The sequence below is a fragment of the Candidatus Dormiibacterota bacterium genome, assembly GCA_035532035.1.
Classification (GTDB): domain Bacteria; phylum Vulcanimicrobiota; class Vulcanimicrobiia; order Vulcanimicrobiales; family Vulcanimicrobiaceae; genus Tyrphobacter.
The window spans coordinates 170,428-189,621 of the sequence record DATKRS010000019.1; the positions used below are offsets into that span (position 1 = coordinate 170,428).

General features: G+C 65.2%; 19 protein-coding genes. 5 read left to right on the forward strand and 14 right to left on the reverse strand.

The features are described 5' to 3' along the window. Positions 1 to 86 precede the first annotated feature (86 nt). Entirely contained in the window at positions 87 to 824 is a 738-nt protein-coding gene (locus VMV82_06480; GenBank protein HUY41197.1) for a Crp/Fnr family transcriptional regulator, read from the reverse strand. A gap of 681 nt (positions 825 to 1,505) precedes the next feature. Here VMV82_06480 and VMV82_06485 point away from each other — a divergent pair. Continuing rightward, positions 1,506 to 1,907, forward strand: coding sequence for a hypothetical protein (locus VMV82_06485; protein HUY41198.1), 402 nt, complete (start codon positions 1,506 to 1,508; stop codon positions 1,905 to 1,907). Positions 1,908 to 1,945: 38 nt separating this feature from the next. Then, complete coding sequence (locus VMV82_06490; protein ID HUY41199.1) at positions 1,946 to 2,293, forward strand: hypothetical protein; 348 nt, start codon at positions 1,946 to 1,948, stop codon at positions 2,291 to 2,293. Between the two features lie 40 nt (positions 2,294 to 2,333). Here VMV82_06490 and VMV82_06495 read toward each other — a convergent pair whose 3' ends face one another. Continuing rightward, on the reverse strand, positions 2,334 to 2,693 hold the full coding sequence (locus VMV82_06495; GenBank protein HUY41200.1) for a hypothetical protein: 360 nt from the start codon (positions 2,691 to 2,693) through the stop codon (positions 2,334 to 2,336). A 153-nt stretch (positions 2,694 to 2,846) separates the two neighbouring features. Between VMV82_06495 and VMV82_06500 the strand changes: the two genes are divergently transcribed. After that, positions 2,847 to 3,314 carry a hypothetical protein gene (locus VMV82_06500; protein HUY41201.1) on the forward strand — a complete coding sequence of 156 codons (468 nt, stop codon included), beginning with the start codon at positions 2,847 to 2,849 and terminating at the stop codon, positions 3,312 to 3,314. A 76-nt stretch (positions 3,315 to 3,390) separates the two neighbouring features. After that, a complete protein-coding gene (locus VMV82_06505) occupies positions 3,391 to 4,200 on the forward strand; it encodes a hypothetical protein (GenBank protein ID HUY41202.1) in 810 nt (269 codons plus the stop codon). 30 nt (positions 4,201 to 4,230) lie between these two features. Here VMV82_06505 and VMV82_06510 read toward each other — a convergent pair whose 3' ends face one another. The 9 genes from VMV82_06510 to VMV82_06550 all read right to left on the reverse strand — a co-directional run bounded on the left by VMV82_06510 (position 4,231) and on the right by VMV82_06550 (position 14,115). Continuing rightward, entirely contained in the window at positions 4,231 to 4,716 is a 486-nt protein-coding gene (locus tag VMV82_06510; protein ID HUY41203.1) for a TlpA disulfide reductase family protein, read from the reverse strand. Further along, positions 4,713 to 5,624, reverse strand: a complete 912-nt coding sequence (ribF, locus tag VMV82_06515) for a riboflavin biosynthesis protein RibF (GenBank protein HUY41204.1) — start codon at positions 5,622 to 5,624, stop codon at positions 4,713 to 4,715. Before ribF ends, VMV82_06510 begins: the two co-directional genes overlap by 4 nt. Continuing rightward, positions 5,621 to 6,430 (reverse strand): tRNA pseudouridine(55) synthase TruB, encoded by an 810-nt coding sequence (gene truB / locus VMV82_06520; protein HUY41205.1) that lies wholly within the window; start codon positions 6,428 to 6,430, stop codon positions 5,621 to 5,623. Before truB ends, ribF begins: the two co-directional genes overlap by 4 nt. A gap of 95 nt (positions 6,431 to 6,525) precedes the next feature. Further along, a complete protein-coding gene (locus VMV82_06525) occupies positions 6,526 to 7,506 on the reverse strand; it encodes a DHH family phosphoesterase (protein HUY41206.1) in 981 nt (326 codons plus the stop codon). After that, on the reverse strand, positions 7,503 to 7,874 hold the full coding sequence (gene rbfA / locus VMV82_06530; GenBank protein HUY41207.1) for a 30S ribosome-binding factor RbfA: 372 nt from the start codon (positions 7,872 to 7,874) through the stop codon (positions 7,503 to 7,505). Before rbfA ends, VMV82_06525 begins: the two co-directional genes overlap by 4 nt. Then, positions 7,867 to 10,362, reverse strand: a complete 2,496-nt coding sequence (infB, locus tag VMV82_06535; GenBank protein ID HUY41208.1) for a translation initiation factor IF-2 — start codon at positions 10,360 to 10,362, stop codon at positions 7,867 to 7,869. Before infB ends, rbfA begins: the two co-directional genes overlap by 8 nt. A 391-nt stretch (positions 10,363 to 10,753) precedes the next feature. Continuing rightward, positions 10,754 to 11,971, reverse strand: coding sequence for a transcription termination factor NusA (nusA, locus tag VMV82_06540; GenBank protein ID HUY41209.1), 1,218 nt, complete (start codon positions 11,969 to 11,971; stop codon positions 10,754 to 10,756). After that, positions 11,952 to 12,470, reverse strand: coding sequence for a hypothetical protein (locus VMV82_06545; protein ID HUY41210.1), 519 nt, complete (start codon positions 12,468 to 12,470; stop codon positions 11,952 to 11,954). The genes nusA and VMV82_06545 overlap by 20 nt, the downstream gene beginning before the upstream one ends. 328 nt (positions 12,471 to 12,798) lie before the next feature. Next, a complete protein-coding gene (locus VMV82_06550; protein ID HUY41211.1) occupies positions 12,799 to 14,115 on the reverse strand; it encodes a hypothetical protein in 1,317 nt (438 codons plus the stop codon). Between the two features lie 172 nt (positions 14,116 to 14,287). Here VMV82_06550 and pyk point away from each other — a divergent pair, with 172 nt between their 5' ends. Continuing rightward, positions 14,288 to 15,721 (forward strand): pyruvate kinase, encoded by a 1,434-nt coding sequence (gene pyk / locus VMV82_06555; protein HUY41212.1) that lies wholly within the window; start codon positions 14,288 to 14,290, stop codon positions 15,719 to 15,721. A 195-nt stretch (positions 15,722 to 15,916) separates the two neighbouring features. Here pyk and recN read toward each other — a convergent pair whose 3' ends face one another. From recN to VMV82_06570, 3 genes are read right to left on the reverse strand one after another with little or no spacing between them, the layout of a single operon-like run. Next, positions 15,917 to 17,584, reverse strand: a complete 1,668-nt coding sequence (recN, locus tag VMV82_06560) for a DNA repair protein RecN (GenBank protein HUY41213.1) — start codon at positions 17,582 to 17,584, stop codon at positions 15,917 to 15,919. A gap of 1 nt (position 17,585) precedes the next feature. Beyond that, a complete protein-coding gene (locus VMV82_06565) occupies positions 17,586 to 18,422 on the reverse strand; it encodes an NAD(+)/NADH kinase (GenBank protein ID HUY41214.1) in 837 nt (278 codons plus the stop codon). Then, positions 18,419 to 19,192, reverse strand: coding sequence for a TlyA family RNA methyltransferase (locus tag VMV82_06570; GenBank protein HUY41215.1), 774 nt, complete (start codon positions 19,190 to 19,192; stop codon positions 18,419 to 18,421). The genes VMV82_06565 and VMV82_06570 overlap by 4 nt, the downstream gene beginning before the upstream one ends. Positions 19,193 to 19,194: the final 2 nt, after the last annotated feature.

A 19,194-nucleotide genomic window follows, 5' to 3' on the forward strand; every position in this document is an offset into this window, starting at 1 on the left:
TCGGTTCATACATTGACTCTTTCATCGCATCGAACGGCCCGATGAATACGTACTCATATCGGCTTGAATCGAATCAGCGCAAAGCGTTATCGCAGCAAATCGCCGAACTGTCCTCTAGCGACTGCATAGCATTCGCAGGACGCATCCTCAAGGCCGGGCCTGTTCACAATCGTGATCAGCCCTTGGCTATACTCGATGAATCCGGCGGCCTTCAGCGTCGCCGCTGCAATGGTAACGCCTGAACGTCGCGTCCCGAGCATCATTCCCAAAAACTCGTGCGTCAAGGGAAGAACGTCGGCCTTCACCCTATCGTGCGTCAGGAGGAGCCAACGCGCACATCGCTCGTATACGCTATGCAGGCGATTGCACGCAGCGAGTTGCCCGAGAAGGTTAATGTATGCCTGCAAATACTGATCGAGCAATCTGCGAAAGGCGAGATTCCTTTCCTGCAAATGGGTGAAGAACGCTGCGGGTAACGAGATCGCCAGTCCTGGAACCTGACAATAACACTGGTTCGCAGATGTCGTAGAACCGAGCAAAAGAGGAATGCCGGAGACCCCCTCGCGCCCGATCGTCCCTACTTCGATCATCTGACCGTTCCGCAGTTGTGCGACCACGGAAAGCACCGCATGGATCGGGAACAATGCCTCGCGTATCTCAGCATCCGCATCGTAGATCTCTTGTCGGGTTCGCAGATCGATGATCTGGCCGGCCTCCGCCGCAGCCTCCGCGTCGGGCCCAGTTAAGCCGCGCAATAGTGCGTTTTGCCTGAGCAGATCGACCGTCAGTCGCCCCCCCCCGGGGCCGTGGTCTCCACGGTACATATCGCCTCCTTCTGAACGCTCCCTTCTCCGCCGATTTTTTACTACGCCTGATACGGTTTCCCTGTTCGAAAGCGAACAGCGCCCGACTCCCCTGTCGCGTGTACAATATGCTAGCGTAAACGCAACGCGCCCAGAAGCCCGAGTGATGAGCCCGGGCTTCTGGTACGTAAGCGGACAGCCTTTCGAGGCTGGTTGGCCTTACCATCAAAAATGCTGGCGACCACGTCGTCGGAGAAAGCGTCCCATATGCGCACCCCAGCGTCCTCCTCTCCACTCCAAGAAGACCCGCTTGTCTTGCACGGCGACCTCGACTGCTTCAGTAAGGACGCGTTGCTCGCGCGATTGGAGCCCGCTGCGCTCCGCAAATACGTCACCGTGGATCTCAGCGACGTCCGCTTCATGGATGCTAGCGCTCTCGGTTGCTTCGTGCGTTTGCATAATGCGATGCGCAGACTTTACCCGGGCTCACGCGTTCGGCTTGTCGGCGTACGGCCGCTTATTGCCCGGCTTTTCCGCCTCACGCGTCTGGACTCCGTATTCGACCTACTCGAACGCGGCGGCAGCAACCACAAGACCGGCACACGTTTGGGTGCCATAGATGTCGCAACACTTCTTCACCCGCATCGGACTGAAGAGCAAGCCTCGCTCATGAACGCTCGGACGAAAAGCATGCCTTTATTTATGCGTTCGACCATCGCGGCGATCGCGGTGTTCATCCTCTGCTCGGCAACGATCGGGGCATCCGTTCCGCCATACCGCCCGGGAACCTCACATCCGCATCCTGGCCCCGCATCCGCGGACGCCGGGCATTCATTGATTCACCGTCCGAGCCCCTGGGGAAGCACGAATCGACCATACCCTCTCGTCAACGCGGCCTTTCGCGAGCGCGTTCGACCAGGCAGCCTGCGCATCTCGCTCGACGGTGAAAGCGTTACGCAGATTTCCAAAGTTACCGCGCTCGGCTTTGAGTTTACGCCGGCCTTCCCGCTTCTCGTTGGAAGACATACCGTACGCATCGTGGGCGTTAGCGCCGACGGCGTGCCCATCTCCGACGGCTGGAGCTTCACCGTTTCGTCACCGTGACTATTTTGTCACGTCGCTCGTAAGGAAGTATCCATATCATGAATCTCATGCAGTTGCGCCGGTGCGCGATCGTGCTCGCGGCAATCGTGCTTTGCCTCGCACCTCAGGTCGCGATGGCAGCCTCGACATTCTATGGCGAGATGACCCACGTCTCGACGACCAATATCAAAGTGCGCAATCCACGCTCGGGTCAAGTGCTCAGCTTCGAGATCGTACCCCACTTCGATCGCATCTTTTCCGCAAACGGAAAAACGACGTATCAGATGAGGGACATTCACCGCGGCCAATACGTTGCGGTCATTTACGACCAGAGTTTTTTGGGCATGCGGCATGCCGATGAGATTTACATCATGAATAACGCGAACCAGAGGTTGCGCAAGCCGTAGGTCGCGCCCGAGGGGCCGTACGCGTTCGTGCTCGCAGCCCTTAGGGCAATACGCTAACGTTCAAAACATCGATCGTGCGCACGAGCTTGCCGACTTCGTAGCCAAGTACGCGTAGCGGGAGTTTCGTGACCCTCGAGATGTCGACAACTTCAAGCGTCAATCCCGTGCCCCTTACCAAGCTTGTAGGTATCAGCGTTACGGCGTCCGTAGGGACGCCGTTGATTATCGGCCCAGGACCACCTTGCGAGACCGCGCCCGGCGTCTGCTGCGCGTGGGCCAGAATCGCTCCGAAGCTGAGCTGGTCGATCGAGGAGCCGCGGATCGTCGTCACAAGAGGATCGTGCAGGGAGAGCGTCCTCGTGAAGAGCGCCATGAATCCCGATCCGCGGTGGGCTGCCAAAGTAGCTCCGCCGTTCCACACGAGCGTCACGCCCGCATTTGGACCGGTTTTTTCGCAGCCTGCTAGGCCCGAGTCGGGTCGCGAGCCCAAACGATGTCGCGCAAGATCCTCTCTGTGGGAACCGCCGGTGAGCTTGCCGAATTGACTCGTGGAATGAGCAACCAGTCGAAGAACCGAGCGTGGATCATAACGACCCTGGTATTGATCGCGGCGGGGATTGTGGCGTATTTCGTCGGCGGTTCGCTGTCGCGGGGGCAAAGCGCACAACGCGTCACGGCCGTCCAAGCACACTTACAGAGCGCGCAACGGCAACTCGCCATTTTTCAATCCATCGGTCGATTGCTGCGAGCGAGCAATGCCGTATATCGCGCGGCCGTCGCGCTGGACGATCGAAACTTCGGAACCGCAAACACCTATGTTAATGATGCGATTGCCTATTTACGTGCGGTCGATCCTGCAGCCATCGGCGTCGATCCTCAGAAAGTCGCCGCCCTCGAGTCGCAAGCTGTGGGCGCAAGGACATCGGTAGCGACGAACCTACAGGTTCAGCGAGCGCAACTCCTCAGCCTCGGTCGCGCCATCGACGCCCTCGTTCCGCCGCCCCCTACGAGCGTTCCCTAAGACCCGTGGCTTCCGCATGTAATTTGCGCAGCGGCGGCTTCCAAGACGCATTCTCTATCGAGCTGCGTGACGTGCGATGATCGCGGTCGTCGCGCTCTCGTCGATTCTCGCAACCGCTGCGACTCCTGCACAGACGCCGACGCCGGATCCCTGCGCCGGCCTGCTCGCCGAGCTCAATCGGCCGACTGTCGGCTACAGTCCTTGCGCGGCGGAGCGCGGCACCGTCGTCGTCGAGCTCGGATATCAGAACACGCAGATCGGTCCGAGCAGGAGCCGCACGGCGCAAATCCAGATCGCGCAAGGCTTCATACGTTACGGCGTCACACCGCGGTTCGAACTCGATCTCTTCGGTCCGAACGACGTACTCCAACGCAGCGCCGTGGGCGGTACTGCGGGATTCACCGATACGGGAATCGGCTTCAAGTACGAGCTCCAGCCGGCGTCGCGCTGGGAGGTCGGCTTCGACGGTCTCTACTCGACGCCCAACGGTGCGCGTACACTAACCGCCGGAAACGCGACCTACACGGCAAATGCCGACGTCTCGTACAACCTGACGCCGGCGACGTCGATCGGTTCGACGCTCTCCTTCGCCGCAACCGGCGGCTCGAGCGCGGCGGGCGTTCATGCAAAATACGGAACCTTCACGCCGTCGCTTCTCGTCCTGCAGCAGATCGACGTCGCGACGCAGGCCTACGTCGAGTACGTCGACGTTTCGCGCCTCGCACCAGACGCCGGGAACCGCGCCTTCATGGACGTCGGAATCCAGCGGCTCCTTGGCGACCGCCTCGAGCTCGACGTGGAGTACGGACACGCTCTGACCGGCGACCCCACCCTACGCTTCAACTACGTCGGCGCGGGATTCGGTCTGCTCGTAGGAAAGCCGTGACGCCTTCGTACATGGTATGTCAAGGCGGAGCTAGAGAATTACCCTAACTGCGGCTTGGATCTCCGCCTTCGACATCTCGCCGACGACGCTGCGGTAGATGGTTCCGTCGCGCTTTATGAAGACGTGCACCGGCAAGCCGTTGATATTGTAGAGCTGCTCGAGCGTTCCGCCGTCGACGACGACGGGATACGTCAAATGATACTTCGCGCGGAAGCGCTGCGCGAGCGGTGCGCTCTCCGCCATGTCGATGCCGACGACGTGCAGGCCGCGCGTACCGTAGCGCCGCTGCAAATCTTCGATCCACGGTGCCTCGTCGTTGCACGGCGGGCACCAGGTCGCGAAGAAGTTGAGATAGACCGGCTTGCCGCGCAACGACGAAAACGCGAGTCTGCCTCCCGTGGACAGCGGATCGGTCCAGGACGGTGCGACGTCGCCGGGTCGGATGCCCGTCGCGTGCGACGAAGTGCCGCACGCAGCGAGCAACAGCACGGCGACCAGGGCAAGTCGCGTACTCATGAAAACCCCGGATATGCGACGGCTTCGAGGTCCCGCTGCATCTGTGCGACGAGTTCGTCGATACTCGCGAAGATCGCCTGCTCGCGCACGAAGCGCAGCTCCCGAAGGGCGAGCTCGCGCCCGTAGATGCTCTTGCGAAAATCGCGCAGCCACGCTTCGATGCTGCGCACGTTCTCGCCGAACTGCGGATTCGTGCCAATGGAAACCAATGTCGCGTAATCCCTTCCGTCGTACCGTGCCACCCCGGAGTAGACGCCGTCCCGGGGCAGCAGTTTCTCCGGCGGGTGAATATTCGCCGTCGGAAACCCCAGGCCATGGCCGCGCCCCGCGCCGACCTCGACGATGCCGCGCAGCTCGTAGCCGTATCCCAACATCGCCTCCGCGCGCTCGAGGTCCCCGTCGTAGACGAGCGCCCGAATGCGCGTCGACGAGACGCGCTCGCCGTCGAGGTTGATGCTCGGCACCGCCGTCACCGCGACCCGGTGCGACGCCAAGTAGCTGCGCATGAACGCGACGTCTCCGGCGCGCTTTCGCCCGAAGCGAAACGTCTCGCCGACGGCGACGGCGCGGACGCCGAGCTGCGTCACGAGCATGTCGAGAAAACCCTGCGGTGTCATGGATGCGATGCGCTCGTCGAAGGGCACGAAGAAGCACTCCTCGATACCCGCCTCGGCGAAACGGTCGATGCGCTCCTGCACCGTCGTGAGCAGCAACGGCTGCGTGCCCGGTCGTAAGAACGCCGCCGGATGGTTCGAAAACGTCAGCACGCCCGAACGCCACCCCGGCTTGCGTGCACGCAGCGTCTCGCGCATGAGCTCGCGATGGCCGAGATGTAGTCCGTCGAAGAATCCGATCGCAAGCGCGAGTGGGCGCTCGATCTCACGAGAGAGCTCCCGATGGAGTCTCACACGAAGACCTTTCGCGGCGCGAGCAGAGCACCGTGCGTCTCGCCTACGCCGACGAGCGTGCGCGACGCATCGCGCACGAAGACATGTTTCGCCGGCGCTCCTTCCGGTAGCGGCACGACCCGTCCGGCTCGGAAATCGACGATCTCGCGCAAATCGAGCACGATCGTCGGAAACGGAATGACGTTCTCCGGCGGCATCAGCGCTGCCGACGGGTTTGCCGTGATCTCGTCGAGCAGCAGCGACTCCGAGAGCACGAAGGGGCCCGACGCTTCGCGCACGAGCGCGCCCATGTGCGCGGGAACGCCGATCGCGGCGCCGAGATCGGCAAAGAGCGTTCGCACGTACGTTCCCTCGCCGCACGTCACGCGCAGGCGTGCCGCTCGCTCCTCGAGCCCGATCACCGCGATGGAGTAGATCGTGACGCTGCGCGGTTTGCGCTCTACGCTCTTCCCTTCCCTGGCGAGTTCGTAGAGCCGGCGGCCCTCGTGGTGCACTGCGGAGAACATCGGCGGCGTCTGTTCGACGCGCCCGAGAAATGACGGAATTGCCACCTCCAAGCGGCGAGCCCAATCCTCCGGAATCTCTCCTTGCGCGGTGGTCTCGCCCAGCGCGTCCTGCGTCGTCGTTGCGCGACCGAGTGCGAGCACGCCGGCGTAGGCTTTGCGCTGGTCGCTGAGCAACGCAATGAGCCGCGTTGCCTTTCCGACCGCGACGGGCAAAACGCCCGCCGCCTGCGGGTCGAGCGTACCGAGATGTCCGACCGCGATCTCGCGATCGTTCGCGTAGACGCCGTAGATGCGGCGCATCCGCGCGACGACCTGAGCCGAGGTCGGCCCCGCGGCTTTGAAAACGTTAACGAATCCGAGCAGTCGTCGTCACCCTGACTCGGTCGAAGGCCGCCTCACAGCCCCTGCTGCACGAGCGCGACGTCCACGGCCGCAACCGCCTCCTCCAGTGACCCCGCGAAATCCAAACCCGCGGCGCGGAAGTGCCCGCCGCCGCCGAGGCTCGCCGCCGCTGCCTGCACGTTCACGCGACCCACCGATCGCAAACTCACGCGTAGCTCGCCGCCGTAGGCTTTGAAGAGTGCCGCGACCTCGACGCCTTCTTGACCGAGCAAAACGTTGACCATGTCTTCCGTGTCTTCGCCGTCTGCGCCGCACTCGTGGAGCATCGCGTCGTCGACGCACGACCAGCAGTAGCGGCCGTCGTGCCCGAACTGCATCGCGTTGATGACACGGCCGAGCAGCTTCGTCGCCGCGATTCGTTTGTTGCCGAAGATCTCGCGGGTTATCCGTTCCTTGTCCGCGCCGATACGCATCAGCTGCGCGGCCAGCTCGAGCGCCTCCGGCGACGTGTTCGAATGCATGAGGCCGCCGGTATCGGTCATGATCGTCGTGAGAACGCAGGTGGCGATCTCCGCGTCGATTTCGACCTCGAGTCCGCGCAGCAAGTGCATCACGCACGTTCCCGTCGAGCACTCCGTCGGCAGCACGTAGTTCAGAGCGCCGAAGAGCGTGTTTCCCAAGTGATGATCGACGTCGAGAACGTTCTCGCGAGCGACCTGCGGCAAGAAGGCGCCGGCGCGCGTACGATCGCTCATATCGCAAAAGACGAAGAGAGCATCGGGCGGAAGGTCTGCCGGAAGCGCGCGCGAGACGCGCTGCGTGCCCGGAAGAAAGCGCAGCGTGCGCGGCACGGGATCTTGCTGGAAATAGAGAACGCGCTTCCCGATCTTCTCGAGCGCGAGGCCGAGCGCGAGGCCGGCGCCGAGCGTGTCGCCGTCTGGCTTCACGTGGCTCACCATCACGAACGCGGCTCTGCGACGCAGCTCCTCGACGACTTCAGCGGTGCTCGACAGCTCCGGACGCTCCTGGATCACTCGACGCGCTCCGCGCGTACGCGCCGCTCCGCGTCGGCGCGCATATCCTTCGCAAGCTCGATCGCCCGCTCGGTGGAGCGGTCTTCGATGAAGACGAGCTCCGGGGTGTGGCGCAGTTCGATGCGATGGCCGAGCTCGCCGCGCAGAAAGCCCGCCGCGTGGCGTAGCGCGACGAGCGATCGCTCCGCCTGCTCCCGATCGCCGATCACCGAGACGAAGACCTTGCACTGGTGTAAGTCGTCGCTCACCTCGGCGCGCGTTACCGTGACGAAGCCGAGCCGCGGATCCTTGAGCTCTTGCGTTACGAGCATTCCGAGAATCCGCTGAACCTCATGATCGATGCGCGCGATGCGTTGCTTGCTAGGCACGTGCCGGCTCCGGCGCCACGAGCTCCTTGGCGTAGGCTTCGATGACGTCGCGCTCCTTGAGGTCTTGGAATCGCGCAAGCTGCACGCCGCACTCGAAGCCTTCTGCGACCTCGCGAACGTCTTCCTTGAAGCGCCGCAGCGATTCGATCTCGCCGTCAAAGACCACCGCGCCGTCCCGGACGACGCGCGCCTTTGCATTGCGTTGCAGCTTGCCGCTCGTGACATAGCATCCGACGATCGTTCCAACCTTGCTAACCTTGAAGACTTGCCGGACTTCGGCTTGTCCGAGCGTGATCTCGCGCTCGACGGGCGCGAGCATGCCGCGCATCGCCTTCTTGAGATCGTCCTCGATCTCGTAGATGACCTGATAGAAGCGCAAGTCGACGCCGTCTTGCTGCGCGAGCCGTTTCGCCGTTTCGTCGGGGCGAATGTTGAACCCGATGAGCACGGCGCCCGAGGCGCTCGCGAGGTTCACGTCGTTCGGGCTAATCGCACCCACGCCGCCATGGATGACGCGGATCTCGACGTCGTTGTTGGAGAGCGATTCCATGCGCGTGCGCAGCGCCTCGACCGATCCCTGCCCGTCGGCCTTGATGATGAGGTTGAGCACCTTGTTGCCTTCGGATGGCATCATCGACATGAACGTCTCGAGCGAAACCTTCTGCGATCCGGTTGCAGCGATACGCACGTCGCGGCGTCGCGATTGCCGTTTCAAGGCGGCCTCTCGCGCTACGCGCTCGTCGCTCACGACCATCAGCGTGTCGCCAGCGGCGGGAACGTCGGAAAGACCCATCACGGAGACGGGAATGGACGGACCGGCTTTCTTGACTTGTTTGCCCTTGTCGTCGATGAGAGCACGAACCTTGCCGAAGGTTCCGCCCGCTACGACGACGTCGCCGACACGCAGCGTGCCGTTCTGCACGAGCACGGTCGCAACCGCACCGCGGCCCCGATCGAGCGCCGATTCGATCACGACGCCGGTCGCACGACGATTCTTGTTTGCGCGCAGCTCGCGGATGTCGGCTTCGAGCAACACCGTCTCGAGCAGCTTGTCGATGCCGTCGCCGGTCTTCGCGGAGACGGGCACGAACTCGACGTTCCCTCCCCAATCGACCGGCTGCAGCCCTTCTTCGGAGAGCTGCTGCTTGACCCGTTCGGGTTGCGCGTCGGGTTTGTCCATCTTATTGACGGCGACCACGATCGGCACGTTCGCCGCGCGCACGTGAGCGATCGCCTCCTTCGTCTGCGGCATGACGCCGTCGTCGGCCGCCACGACGAGAATGGCAACGTCGGTGACGCGCGCACCGCGCGCGCGCATCGCCGTGAACGCTTCGTGGCCCGGCGTATCGATAAACGTGATCTTGCGATCTTTGTGCTCGACGGTATACGCACCGATCTTCTGCGTGATGCCACCGGCCTCGCCCGCGGCAACGTCCTCTCGACGAATCTTGTCGAGCAGCGACGTTTTACCATGATCGACGTGACCGAGCACGGTCACGACGGGGGGACGGACGGCCATCATCTCCGGCCGGTCCTCCTCTTGCTCGACCGTGACTTCTTCGCCCGCCTCTTTGACGACCGCGTTGAAACCGAACCTCTTGGCAACCGCAATAGCGACGCCGCTTGGAATGTTCTGATTGATCGTCGCCATCGTGCCGGTCTTGATGAGCTCGGCAATCACGTCTTTGGCGGGAACGATCATCGACGTCGCCAGTTCTTGTACGGTGAGTAAGTCCGGAATCTCAATCGTTTCGAGTCGCCGCTCGGGAGCCGGCGCCGCAGTCTTCTTCTTGCGCTGGCGATCTTTTTCGAGCAGCAGCTCCGTCTCGCGATCCTTCTTCGCAGCGATCTTGTCTTCGCGCGCGCGCAGACGCTCGCCGGGACGGCTCGCTCCAGCGGAAGGTGCGGGCATGTCGGTTGTGCCCGGCGCTAGACGAGGGCCGGTGATGGGGCGGAACGGGCCGTTGCCTGCCGGCCGGCGGATTGCGGGGGCGACGAGGCGGCCCGGTACGACCGGCGAGTGTGCGGCTTGACCCGGCGCCATCTGTCCGGGGCGCGGCGCAACGCCGGGGCGCGGCGGCGGGGCGGGCCGCGGCGCCGGAGTCGGAGCCGGTGGTGCGGGTGGCTTCGGGGTTATCGAGGTCTGTCCCGATGGAACCGGACGAAGGCGCGGGATTGGCGCCTCGGGCGCACGCTCCGGCGGGGGGGGCGCGGCTTGCGGCGCCTTGGCCGGAGATGCCTTTGGGGCCGCGGGTGTAGCCGGAGCCTGCGCCGCCGGCGCGGCTTTCTTCGCCATGCCGCCATTTCCGGCGCTTGGTTTGAGCAGCACGCTGCGGACCAGATCGGCGATCTGGTCCGGGACGACGCTCAGTTGGTTCTTTGCTTCGAAGACCCCGCCCAAACGCTCGTTGAAGAGCGCGATCAGTTCCTTTGAAGTGAGCCCGACCTCTTTGGCGAGCTCGAAGATTCGTACTTTTCCGGTAGCCAAGTTTCACACTTCGATGAGCGGTGCACATCGAAGGCCCCAAGTCGTTGGAAGGCGCGGGGCCATCCAGCGTCCTGGCTCGGCTCCGCGTCTATATCATGAGCACGCGCTCGCGCGCGCGTTCGCGCTAATCATGGACGTTCATACATCATTCGAACCACTCCAGGACCCATATTCTGCAGCCGTGGATGCAAGCCCCGGGTAGCGTCGATTTCTCGCCACCCGCTCGCCGCAGGCCTGCGAGCAGAGGTAGACGCCCCGGCCTGGCCGCCGGCGCCTCGTGCCGGCAGCGTCCGCGTGCCAGCCTGCCGCCTCGTGCACGAAGCGCACGAGGCCGGCCTGCGGCAGGCGGCGCCGGCAGCCAGCGCACTGGCGAAAGGGAACGTGGCCGCCGTTACTCGCTTCCGAGGCGCTCGCGGCGAAACTCCTCGAGCTTACGGATGAGATCCGCGTCCGCGGCGGCGGCGACTTCTTCTTCCGACGGCTCCGCAGCTGCGGCTTCCTCGGACGGTACCGCAACGGCGTCCGCTGCCGGTGCGGCGCGCTCCGCGAGATACCGCTCGCGCGTTGCGTCCGCTTCGGTCTCGCTCGTGATGTCGAGGCGCCAACCCGTGAGCCGCGAAGCGAGCCGTACGTTCTGACCGTCGCGTCCGATCGCAAGTGACAACTGGTAATCCGGCACGATGACGAGGGCGACGCCGTCCTCCTCGAACAGCTCTACGGCGATAACCTTCGCCGGCGCGAGCGAGTTCATGATGAAGGTCGGGTAATCCGGCGCCCACGGAATGATGTCGATTTTCTCACCGCGCAAGTTGTCGGAGACGTTCGCGATGCGGCTCGACTTCGGCCCAAGGCACGCACCGATCGGGTCGACTTCGGCGCGATGGCTGCGCACGGCAACCTTGGAGCGGACGCCCGGCTCCCGCGCTAGCGCCATGATTTCGACGATGCCGTTCGCGAGCTCGGGAACTTCGAGCTCGAGCAACCGCTGCACGAGCCCCTCGGCGGTACGCGAAAGCACGACCTGCGGCCCTTTCGGCGACTTGCGCACGTCCACGACGTACGCGCGAATGAAGTCGCCGATGCGGAAGATCTCGCCCGGCACCTGTTCGCTGATCGGGAGGATCGCTTCGTCGCGTCCTTCGAGGAGCACGTACATGTTTCGCTGCTCGTACCGTTGCACGGTTCCGGTAACGAGATCGTTCAGCTTGCGCGTGTACTTGTTGAAGACCGTGTCGCGCTCCGCCTCGCGGATGCGCTGGACGATGACTTGTTTTGCGGTCTGCGCGGCGATGCGCCCAAAATCTTTGGGCTTGACTTCCTCGTCATAGAAGTCGCCGACCTGATACGGCGCGCCGGAGCTCTTCACCGAGATTTCGAGCTTCGGATCGGTGACCTCTTCGACGACGGTGCGGCGATGGTAGACCTTATACTCGCCGGTTTGCCGGTCGACGATGACGATCGCGTTCGCTTCGCTGCCGTAGTGACGCTTGTACGCCGTGAGCAGTGCCGCCTCGAGACCCTCGAGCAGCATCTCGAACGAGATGTTGCGCTCGTTCGCAATCGATTGCAGAACGTCGATGAGACGCTCGCTAGTTGCCGTTTCTACCATGTGTGCCCTTCCGTTGTTTCTTCTCTCGCTGGAGGTCGGCGCGTGTGTCGTACTCGAGATTCGCGGACTTGATCGTCGCGATCGGCAGCGGAAGCCGGCCCGAGCGCGTTTCGAGCAGTACGTTCTGCCCCTGCAGGCCACGCAGAATGCCGCGATGCGTCTTTGCCCCGTCGACGAGCAGCGACGTGACGATCCGCGCACGCATTCCCTTGAATCGCTCGTAATCTGCGAGTTTGGTCAGCGGCCGGTCGAGGCCGGCGGATTCCACTTGCAGCTCGTACGAAGCGTCGAGTTCCTCGAGGCCGGCATTGATGCGCGCGGCGACGCGCTCGCACAGCACGAGGTCGGCACCTCCTGGGCGGTCGATCGTCACCGTGAACGCGATCGATCCGTGTTTCGGCTTCGCGGTGTGTTGCAGGACCTCGAGCTGCGCAAATGCGCTATCGTGCGCGATCGCGTCTAGCGCGCGCTCGAACGCACTTTCGAGCTCTTGTCTCATCGTCGTCTCCGTTTGAGCGGCGTCGCACCTTGCGCTAGCCGCGCGGGACCCCTCTTAGAACAGCGAAGCGCGGGACGTGCCCACGCTCTTGACCTACCGGCTATCAGCATACACGAACGCACGAAGGGCCGCAACCCCAGGGGGCCGGCCCTTCTCGGATCTTTCGTGCGTATGGTGCTTGTGCGCGCTGCCGGTTACGGTCGGCTACCGTAGGGCGCGACTAGCGGCCCCTTATGCGCGGGCACCTCGGGCTGCGTGGCCCGGTGGATCTTGCAGTTCCAACTGCCCTCCTTCGAACAGCGGCGGCGAACTTCGCTCGACGCTCGGCCTACGGCGACGCAGGTAGCGTGAACGGAACGAGCGCGCGCTCGCTGCATTCGGCCGTGCCGAGCCCGACGACGATGGGCGCCATTCCCGCGGCGAGGCCACTGTACACCGAGTGCATGCCGCCAATCTGTATGCCGTTGGCCGGGCCAACCGGAACGTTGGGTGCGGTAAGCGTTCCCTGCGCGATCGTCCGGGGGAAGTGCAGTATCCAACCGGAGCAGATCAACAGCGGTCCGTGACGCGCGACGCTCGTTACCCACATCCTGAGCGTGCCGTCGCCCCCACCGAATGGCCCCTCGAAGATGTAACGCGTACGCGCAAGCACGCTCGGAGGAGGCGTGGGTACGAGGCGCCCAGCGAGCGAGAGCGTTCCGACGTAGTGGCCTTCGTGCGGGATGACCGGTCCGTGAGGCAAGAGCGCGTTGAGGCGTGCGTTGAGGCCGGAGTACGGGTTACGCGTCGGCGCCGGATGCGGCCGCTCCGTGGGAGCGGGAGACGGCGTCGGAGCGACGGCGATCGGGCGAGGCTTGACGTGCGCGCGACCGAGACTCGCGCTCGGCCTTCCCGGCGCCGCATGCCCCGATGCGGGGTGTTCGGCGATCGCCGGATGCGGGCTCGGAACCCCGGCGGCGTTACTTGGCGGCAGATTTGGATGTGACACCGGCGAGGGCACCGGATGCGGCATCGCCGCGGCTGTCGGCTGCGGCGCGGTCGTCCTGGCCACCACCGGAGCAGGCGCCTGCGTCGGAGCGTGCGTCGGCGCTACGCTCGGGACCGGACGGGCCGTCGGCGCCGGCCTCGTCGTCGGCGCTACGGTGGATACCGGCCTCGCAGTCGGCTGAGGTCGCGCCGTCGGAGCCGGCCTCGGCGTCGGCTCGGCCTTAGGCTTGGCCGTCGGCGCGACCGTCGGCTGGACGGCCGCGACGGCTTGCGTGGGAGCGGGAAGCGGCTGAGGTGTCGTCGGCGGAACCGGCGTCGGGTTCGGGGAGGCTGACGGAACGACGTGGGTCAGCTCGTGCAGCACCGGCAGCGGCCGACGAAACGGATGCATCGCCGCACGCTTTGCGGGAGCGACGCGATGCACGGTCGGGCGCGGGGGCGCCGGGTGTGGCGTCGTGACCTGCGCGGCCGCGGGGAGCTGTTGCGAAACCGTGAGGAGTTGTCCGCCGAGGGTCGATTCGCTCGCGCTCTCTTGCGAGCTTGCCGCCGCGATCGAAACGAGAAACGCGGCCGCAAGCAGATGCAACAAGAACGACGCAAGGGTGCTCCCAGCAAGTCGCTCGTCGCGGCGCTCGTCGTTCGGATCGCGCCGATACATCCAACCCTTCGTTCGCGGGAGACCCTTCTTGTCATCCTTCGCGCTTCGACCCGGCGCAGAATCCGCATCCGACAACGTCGACGCGCGCGCTCGCAAAAGATTCTACGGCATATCGCGAGCCCTAAGGTGTCATCCTGAGCTTGTCGAAGGACGCTGATAGAACATGCAACGTATGAAGAGTCTGACGCAAAAACGCACCAAGATCATAGCAACGGTCGGCCCTGCGTCGCGTGACGCCGACGTCATGCGTTCCCTCGTGCAGTCCGGCGTGAACGTCTTTCGCCTGAACTTCTCGCACGGCATGCCGCCGGAACACGCATCGGTGATTGCGACGGCGCGGCGCATCGCTGCGGAGCTCGGCGTGTACGTGGCGATCGTGCAAGACCTCCCGGGTCCGAAGATCCGTACCGGGCCGCTCGCCGGCGACGTGCCCTCCGTTCGACTGACGCGCGGAGCGAAGCTCACGCTAACGACGCAGAGCATCCTCGGTACGGCGGAGCACGTCTCGGTCTCCTATCCGGAGCTTCCGATGGACGTCACGATCGGCAAGCGCATTTATCTTCAGGACGGGCAGATCACGTTGCGCATCGTCGACAAGACGGCAACGGAGATCCTCACGACCGTAGAGTTCGGCGGCGACCTGCGGCCCGTGCAGGGCATCAACTATCCCGACGGTTCGCTCAACTTGCGTGCACCGACGCAGCGCGACCTCGAATATCTCGCCTTCGGGCTCGAGCACGACGTCGACTACGTCGCGGTCTCCTTCGTGCGCAGCGTGGAGGACGTGCGCGCGGTCAAAGCCTTCATCCGCGAGCGCGACAAGGACGTTCCCGTCCTTGCGAAGATCGAGAAACACGAGGCGCTCGACGATATCGAGGCGATCGTCGCGGAGGCCGACGGCATTATGGTAGCGCGCGGCGATCTCGGAATCGAAATGCCGCTGCAGGCCGTGCCGATGATCCAAAAAAACCTGATCGCCCGTTGCAATCGCGCCGGCAAGCCCGTCATCACCGCCACGCAGATGCTGGAGTCGATGATCGCCTCCTCGCGCCCGACACGCGCCGAGGCCGCGGACGTCGCAAATGCAATTCTCGACGGCACCGACGCGCTCATGCTCTCCGGCGAAACGGCGATCGGTGCGTACCCGACCGAAGCGGTTCGAACGATGACCGAGATCGCCGAAGAGGTCGAACGCAGTTACCCGCACGCCGCGCTGCACCGGCGCTCCCTCGAGGGGCTCGAACGCTCGATCGCACGCTCCATCGCGGAAGCTGCGACGCGCGCGAGCGACGAGCTGGAGATGCCGTTCGTCGTCACGGGGACGACGACGGGGCATACCGCGCACCACATCGCGGCGTTTCGGCCACGCGCTCGCATCGTTGCGCTAACGCCGAACGAGCACGTCGCGCGCCGGCTCGCGCTCGTATGGGGAACGCAGTCGCTCTTGATCGAGCCGTACGACACGTTCGACGCACTGCTCTCCATCACCGAGCACCGCATGGTCTCCGAAGGCTACGTGCACAGCGGTGACCTCATTGCCTTCACCACCGGCATGCCAGTCGGCTCCGGCCGAACGAACCTGCTCAAGATCCACCAAATCCCCTAGCAGGTTGCGAAAAAACTCGCGGTGCCCGGATCGGGCCCGAAGTTTTCGGCGGAACAGGCGGGTTCGAGACGGCGCCAGGTGAGGGAAGCGTATGCACGAGCCGCGTACCGTCCGGCGACCATGTACATCCGGCGGGTGGAATGCCGGCGGCGGGATGCGCCGAGAAGATCGCGTCGACGGTAAGCGCTGCGACGATCATCGCGCTCGTGCGAGAAGTTCGCGCGCGTGCTTGAGCGCAGTGTCGTGCGACTCGCCCGAGAGCATGCGCGCGATCTCGTTCGTGCGCTCCTGCGCGCTCGCCACTTCGCGTACGCCGATCGTCGTCGTTCCGCGGCGCTCGTGCTTCTCGAGCACGTAATGCCGCGACGCCCACGTAGCGAGTTGTGCCAGGTGCGTGATGCAGATCACCTGTCCGCTCTTTGCCAATCGCCCGATGCGCGCGCCGACCGCCACGGCGGTGGCACCGCCGATCCCCGCATCGATCTCGTCGAAGACCAGTGCCGTGCGCTCGCGCGCTTGCGCGAGCGCGACGACGAGCGCGAGCAGAACGCGCGAGAGCTCGCCGCCGGAGACGATCTTGGCGAGCGGCCGCGTACCTTCGCCGGCGTTTGCCGAAAACGCAAACTCGACGCGCTCCGCGCCGTTGGGCCCGATCGTATCGAGCCGCTCGACGACGACGTCGAACGTTCCCGACGCGAGGGCGAGATCCGGGAACTCCCGCCGCACGCCTTGCGCAAGCCGCTTCGCCGCCACGCGCCGCAACACGCCGAGACGCCCCGCCGTCGCTTCGAGCTCGCGTTCGGCGGCGGCGAGCGCCGTCGCCATCTCGGCGGCACGCTCGTCCTTTCGTTCGTGATCGTCGACGATACGCTGCGCCTCCCGCGCGCGCTCCGCGACCGCCGCGAGCGTTCCCCCGTACTTGCGCTTGAGCTTGTCGAGCACGTCGAGTCGCGCGTTGGTTCGCTCCAGCTCCGCCGGATCGTACTCGGCGGCGTCCAGCTCGCGCGCGACCGTCGCGGCGAGATCGTTGGCCTCGCTCTGCAGGACCGCGAGCTGCCCCACGAGCGCGTCCAACGCCGACGCCACCCCGCGCACGGGAGCGAGCGCCGCCCCCGCGGAGCCGAAGGCGGCCACCGCGCTCTGCTCGTCGCCGGCGAGCGCGTCGTGCGCACCGCGCAACGCCGCGGCAACGCGCCCGACGTTATCCAAATAGTGCCGCCGCGACTCCAGGCGCTCGTCCTCCCCGATCTCCGGTGCCGCCGCCTCGATGTCGTCCAGCGCGATCCGCGCCTCGTCGACGTCCGCGACGGCGCGATCCTCGCGTGCGCGCACCGCGTCGAGCTGCGCCTGCAGCTCCGACGCACGATCGTATGCCTTCGCCGCCTTCGCGCGCTCCGCGAGCGCCTCGTCCCCGGCGAATCGATCGAGCATCTCCAGATGATACGCCGACGCGAGCAATCGCTGCGCTTCGTGCTGTCCGACGACTTCGGCAATCGCCGGCGCAAGCTCGCGAACGTAGCTCGCCGTCGCCGAACGCCCGCACAAGCGCACGCTCGATTTCCCTGCGGCCGTCAGCTCGCGGAAAACCGCCGCCTCCTCACCCTCGTCCACGGGGAAGCCGTCGTCGTTGAGCCTGCGCGCGAGCGCGGCGTCCGGCTCGAACGTCAACTCGACCGTCGCCTTCGCCGCGCCCGCGCGCAGCATCGCAACGTCCGCGCGCGCGCCGAGCGCGAACGAGAGTGCCCCGACGAGCATCGTCTTTCCCGATCCCGTCTCCCCCGTAAACATCGTCGCGCCATCCGAAAATGCGACGACGGCTCGCTCGATCAGGCCGTAGTTCTCGATGCTCAGCCGTTTCAGCACGTCAGCGCAAGCGGTCTTTGATGGAGACGCCCCACCGCAACTTCTCTTCCAATCGCTCGAAGAAACGCAGCGGCGCCGTGCGCGCGAAGAGCACGGGCTTGGGGTGTCTGCGCACGACGACGGTCTCGCCCGGCTCGACGTCCGCAACGGTAGCGCCGTCGCACTCAAGGTGGGCATGCGCGGGCTCGACGTCGCACCGAATTTCGATTCGCGACGCGGCCGGGACGATGATCGGCCGCGAGAACAGCGTGTGCGGCAAGAGCGGAACGATGCCGAACGCGTCGACGCGCGGCGAGATGATCGAGCCGCCCGCGGAGAGGAAGTATGCCGTCGAGCCGGTCGGCGTCGCGATGCACACCCCGTCGGCCGGCACCTGCGCTGCCTCTTCGTCGTCGAGGCGCAACGAGAATGCAACGATGCGCGGTACGCCGCCCTTGCGCACGACGACGTCGTTCAATGCGAAGTGGGTGGATCCGGAGTACTCGGCAACGAGCGCGAGGCGGGGCTCGATATGCAAACCATTCGCGAGAAACTCCGGAAGACGGTCGATGCGGGCATCGTCCTCGTCGAACTCGGTGAGGAAGCCGAGGTGACCCGTGTTGATGCCGATGATCGGCACGTCCCGCTCGACGGCGAGGCGCGCGGCCCTGAGCAGCGTTCCGTCGCCGCCGACCGTGACGATCAGGCATTCGTCCGTAGATTTCCCGGGCAGCTGCACGACGCCGTACCCGCGCGATCGAAAAGCGTCCGCCACCCGTGCGGCGATCGCACGCGCCTCTTCGCGGCGATGGTCCACGTACAGCGCAACCGTACCCTGCGCGACCGCGAGCGTCGTCATGTCGCCTCTCCTTCGGCGGTGACCTCGGCGATTCGTTCCCCGTCGATCGCGTCGCCCTCGCGCCGCAGCGCGAGGAAGAACTCGCGGTTCCCGGCCGGCCCGCGCAGGGGCGAGGCAACGACGCCATCGCAGACGAGCTCGAGACCGCGTGCCGCCTCGACGACGTCCTCGAGCACCTGACGATGCACCGCAGCGTCGCGCACGACGCCGCGCTTGACGCGCTCCCGCCCCGCTTCGAACTGCGGCTTGGCCAGCGCGACGATCGCGCCCCGCGGCCTCAGATAGGCGACCGCGCGCGCGAGGATGGTCCGCAACGAGATGAACGATGCGTCGATCGTGACGAGATCGAAGCCGCCCGGAAACGCGTCGTCACCGAGAAGGCGAAAATTCGTGCGCTCGATGACACGCACGCGCGGGTCGTTGCGTAGCTTCCAATCGAGCTGGCCGTAGCCCACGTCGAGCGCGGTGACGCGCGCCGCCCCGCGTTGCAGGAGACAGTCCGTGAAGCCGCCCGTCGACGCGCCGACGTCGAGCGCGTCGACGCCGGCCACGTCGATTGCGAATGCAGCGAGCGCGGCTTCGAGCTTCTCGCCGCCGCGGCCGACGAAGCGCCGCGCCGGCTCGACGGCGACCGCCGCGCCTTCCGGCACGCTCTGCCCAGCTTTCGTCGCCATCACGCCGTCGACGCGGACGCGCCCCTCCATGATGAGCGCGCGCGCCTGCGAACGCGTCACGCCGGCGAACCCCGCAACGACGCTATCGAGCCGCACAG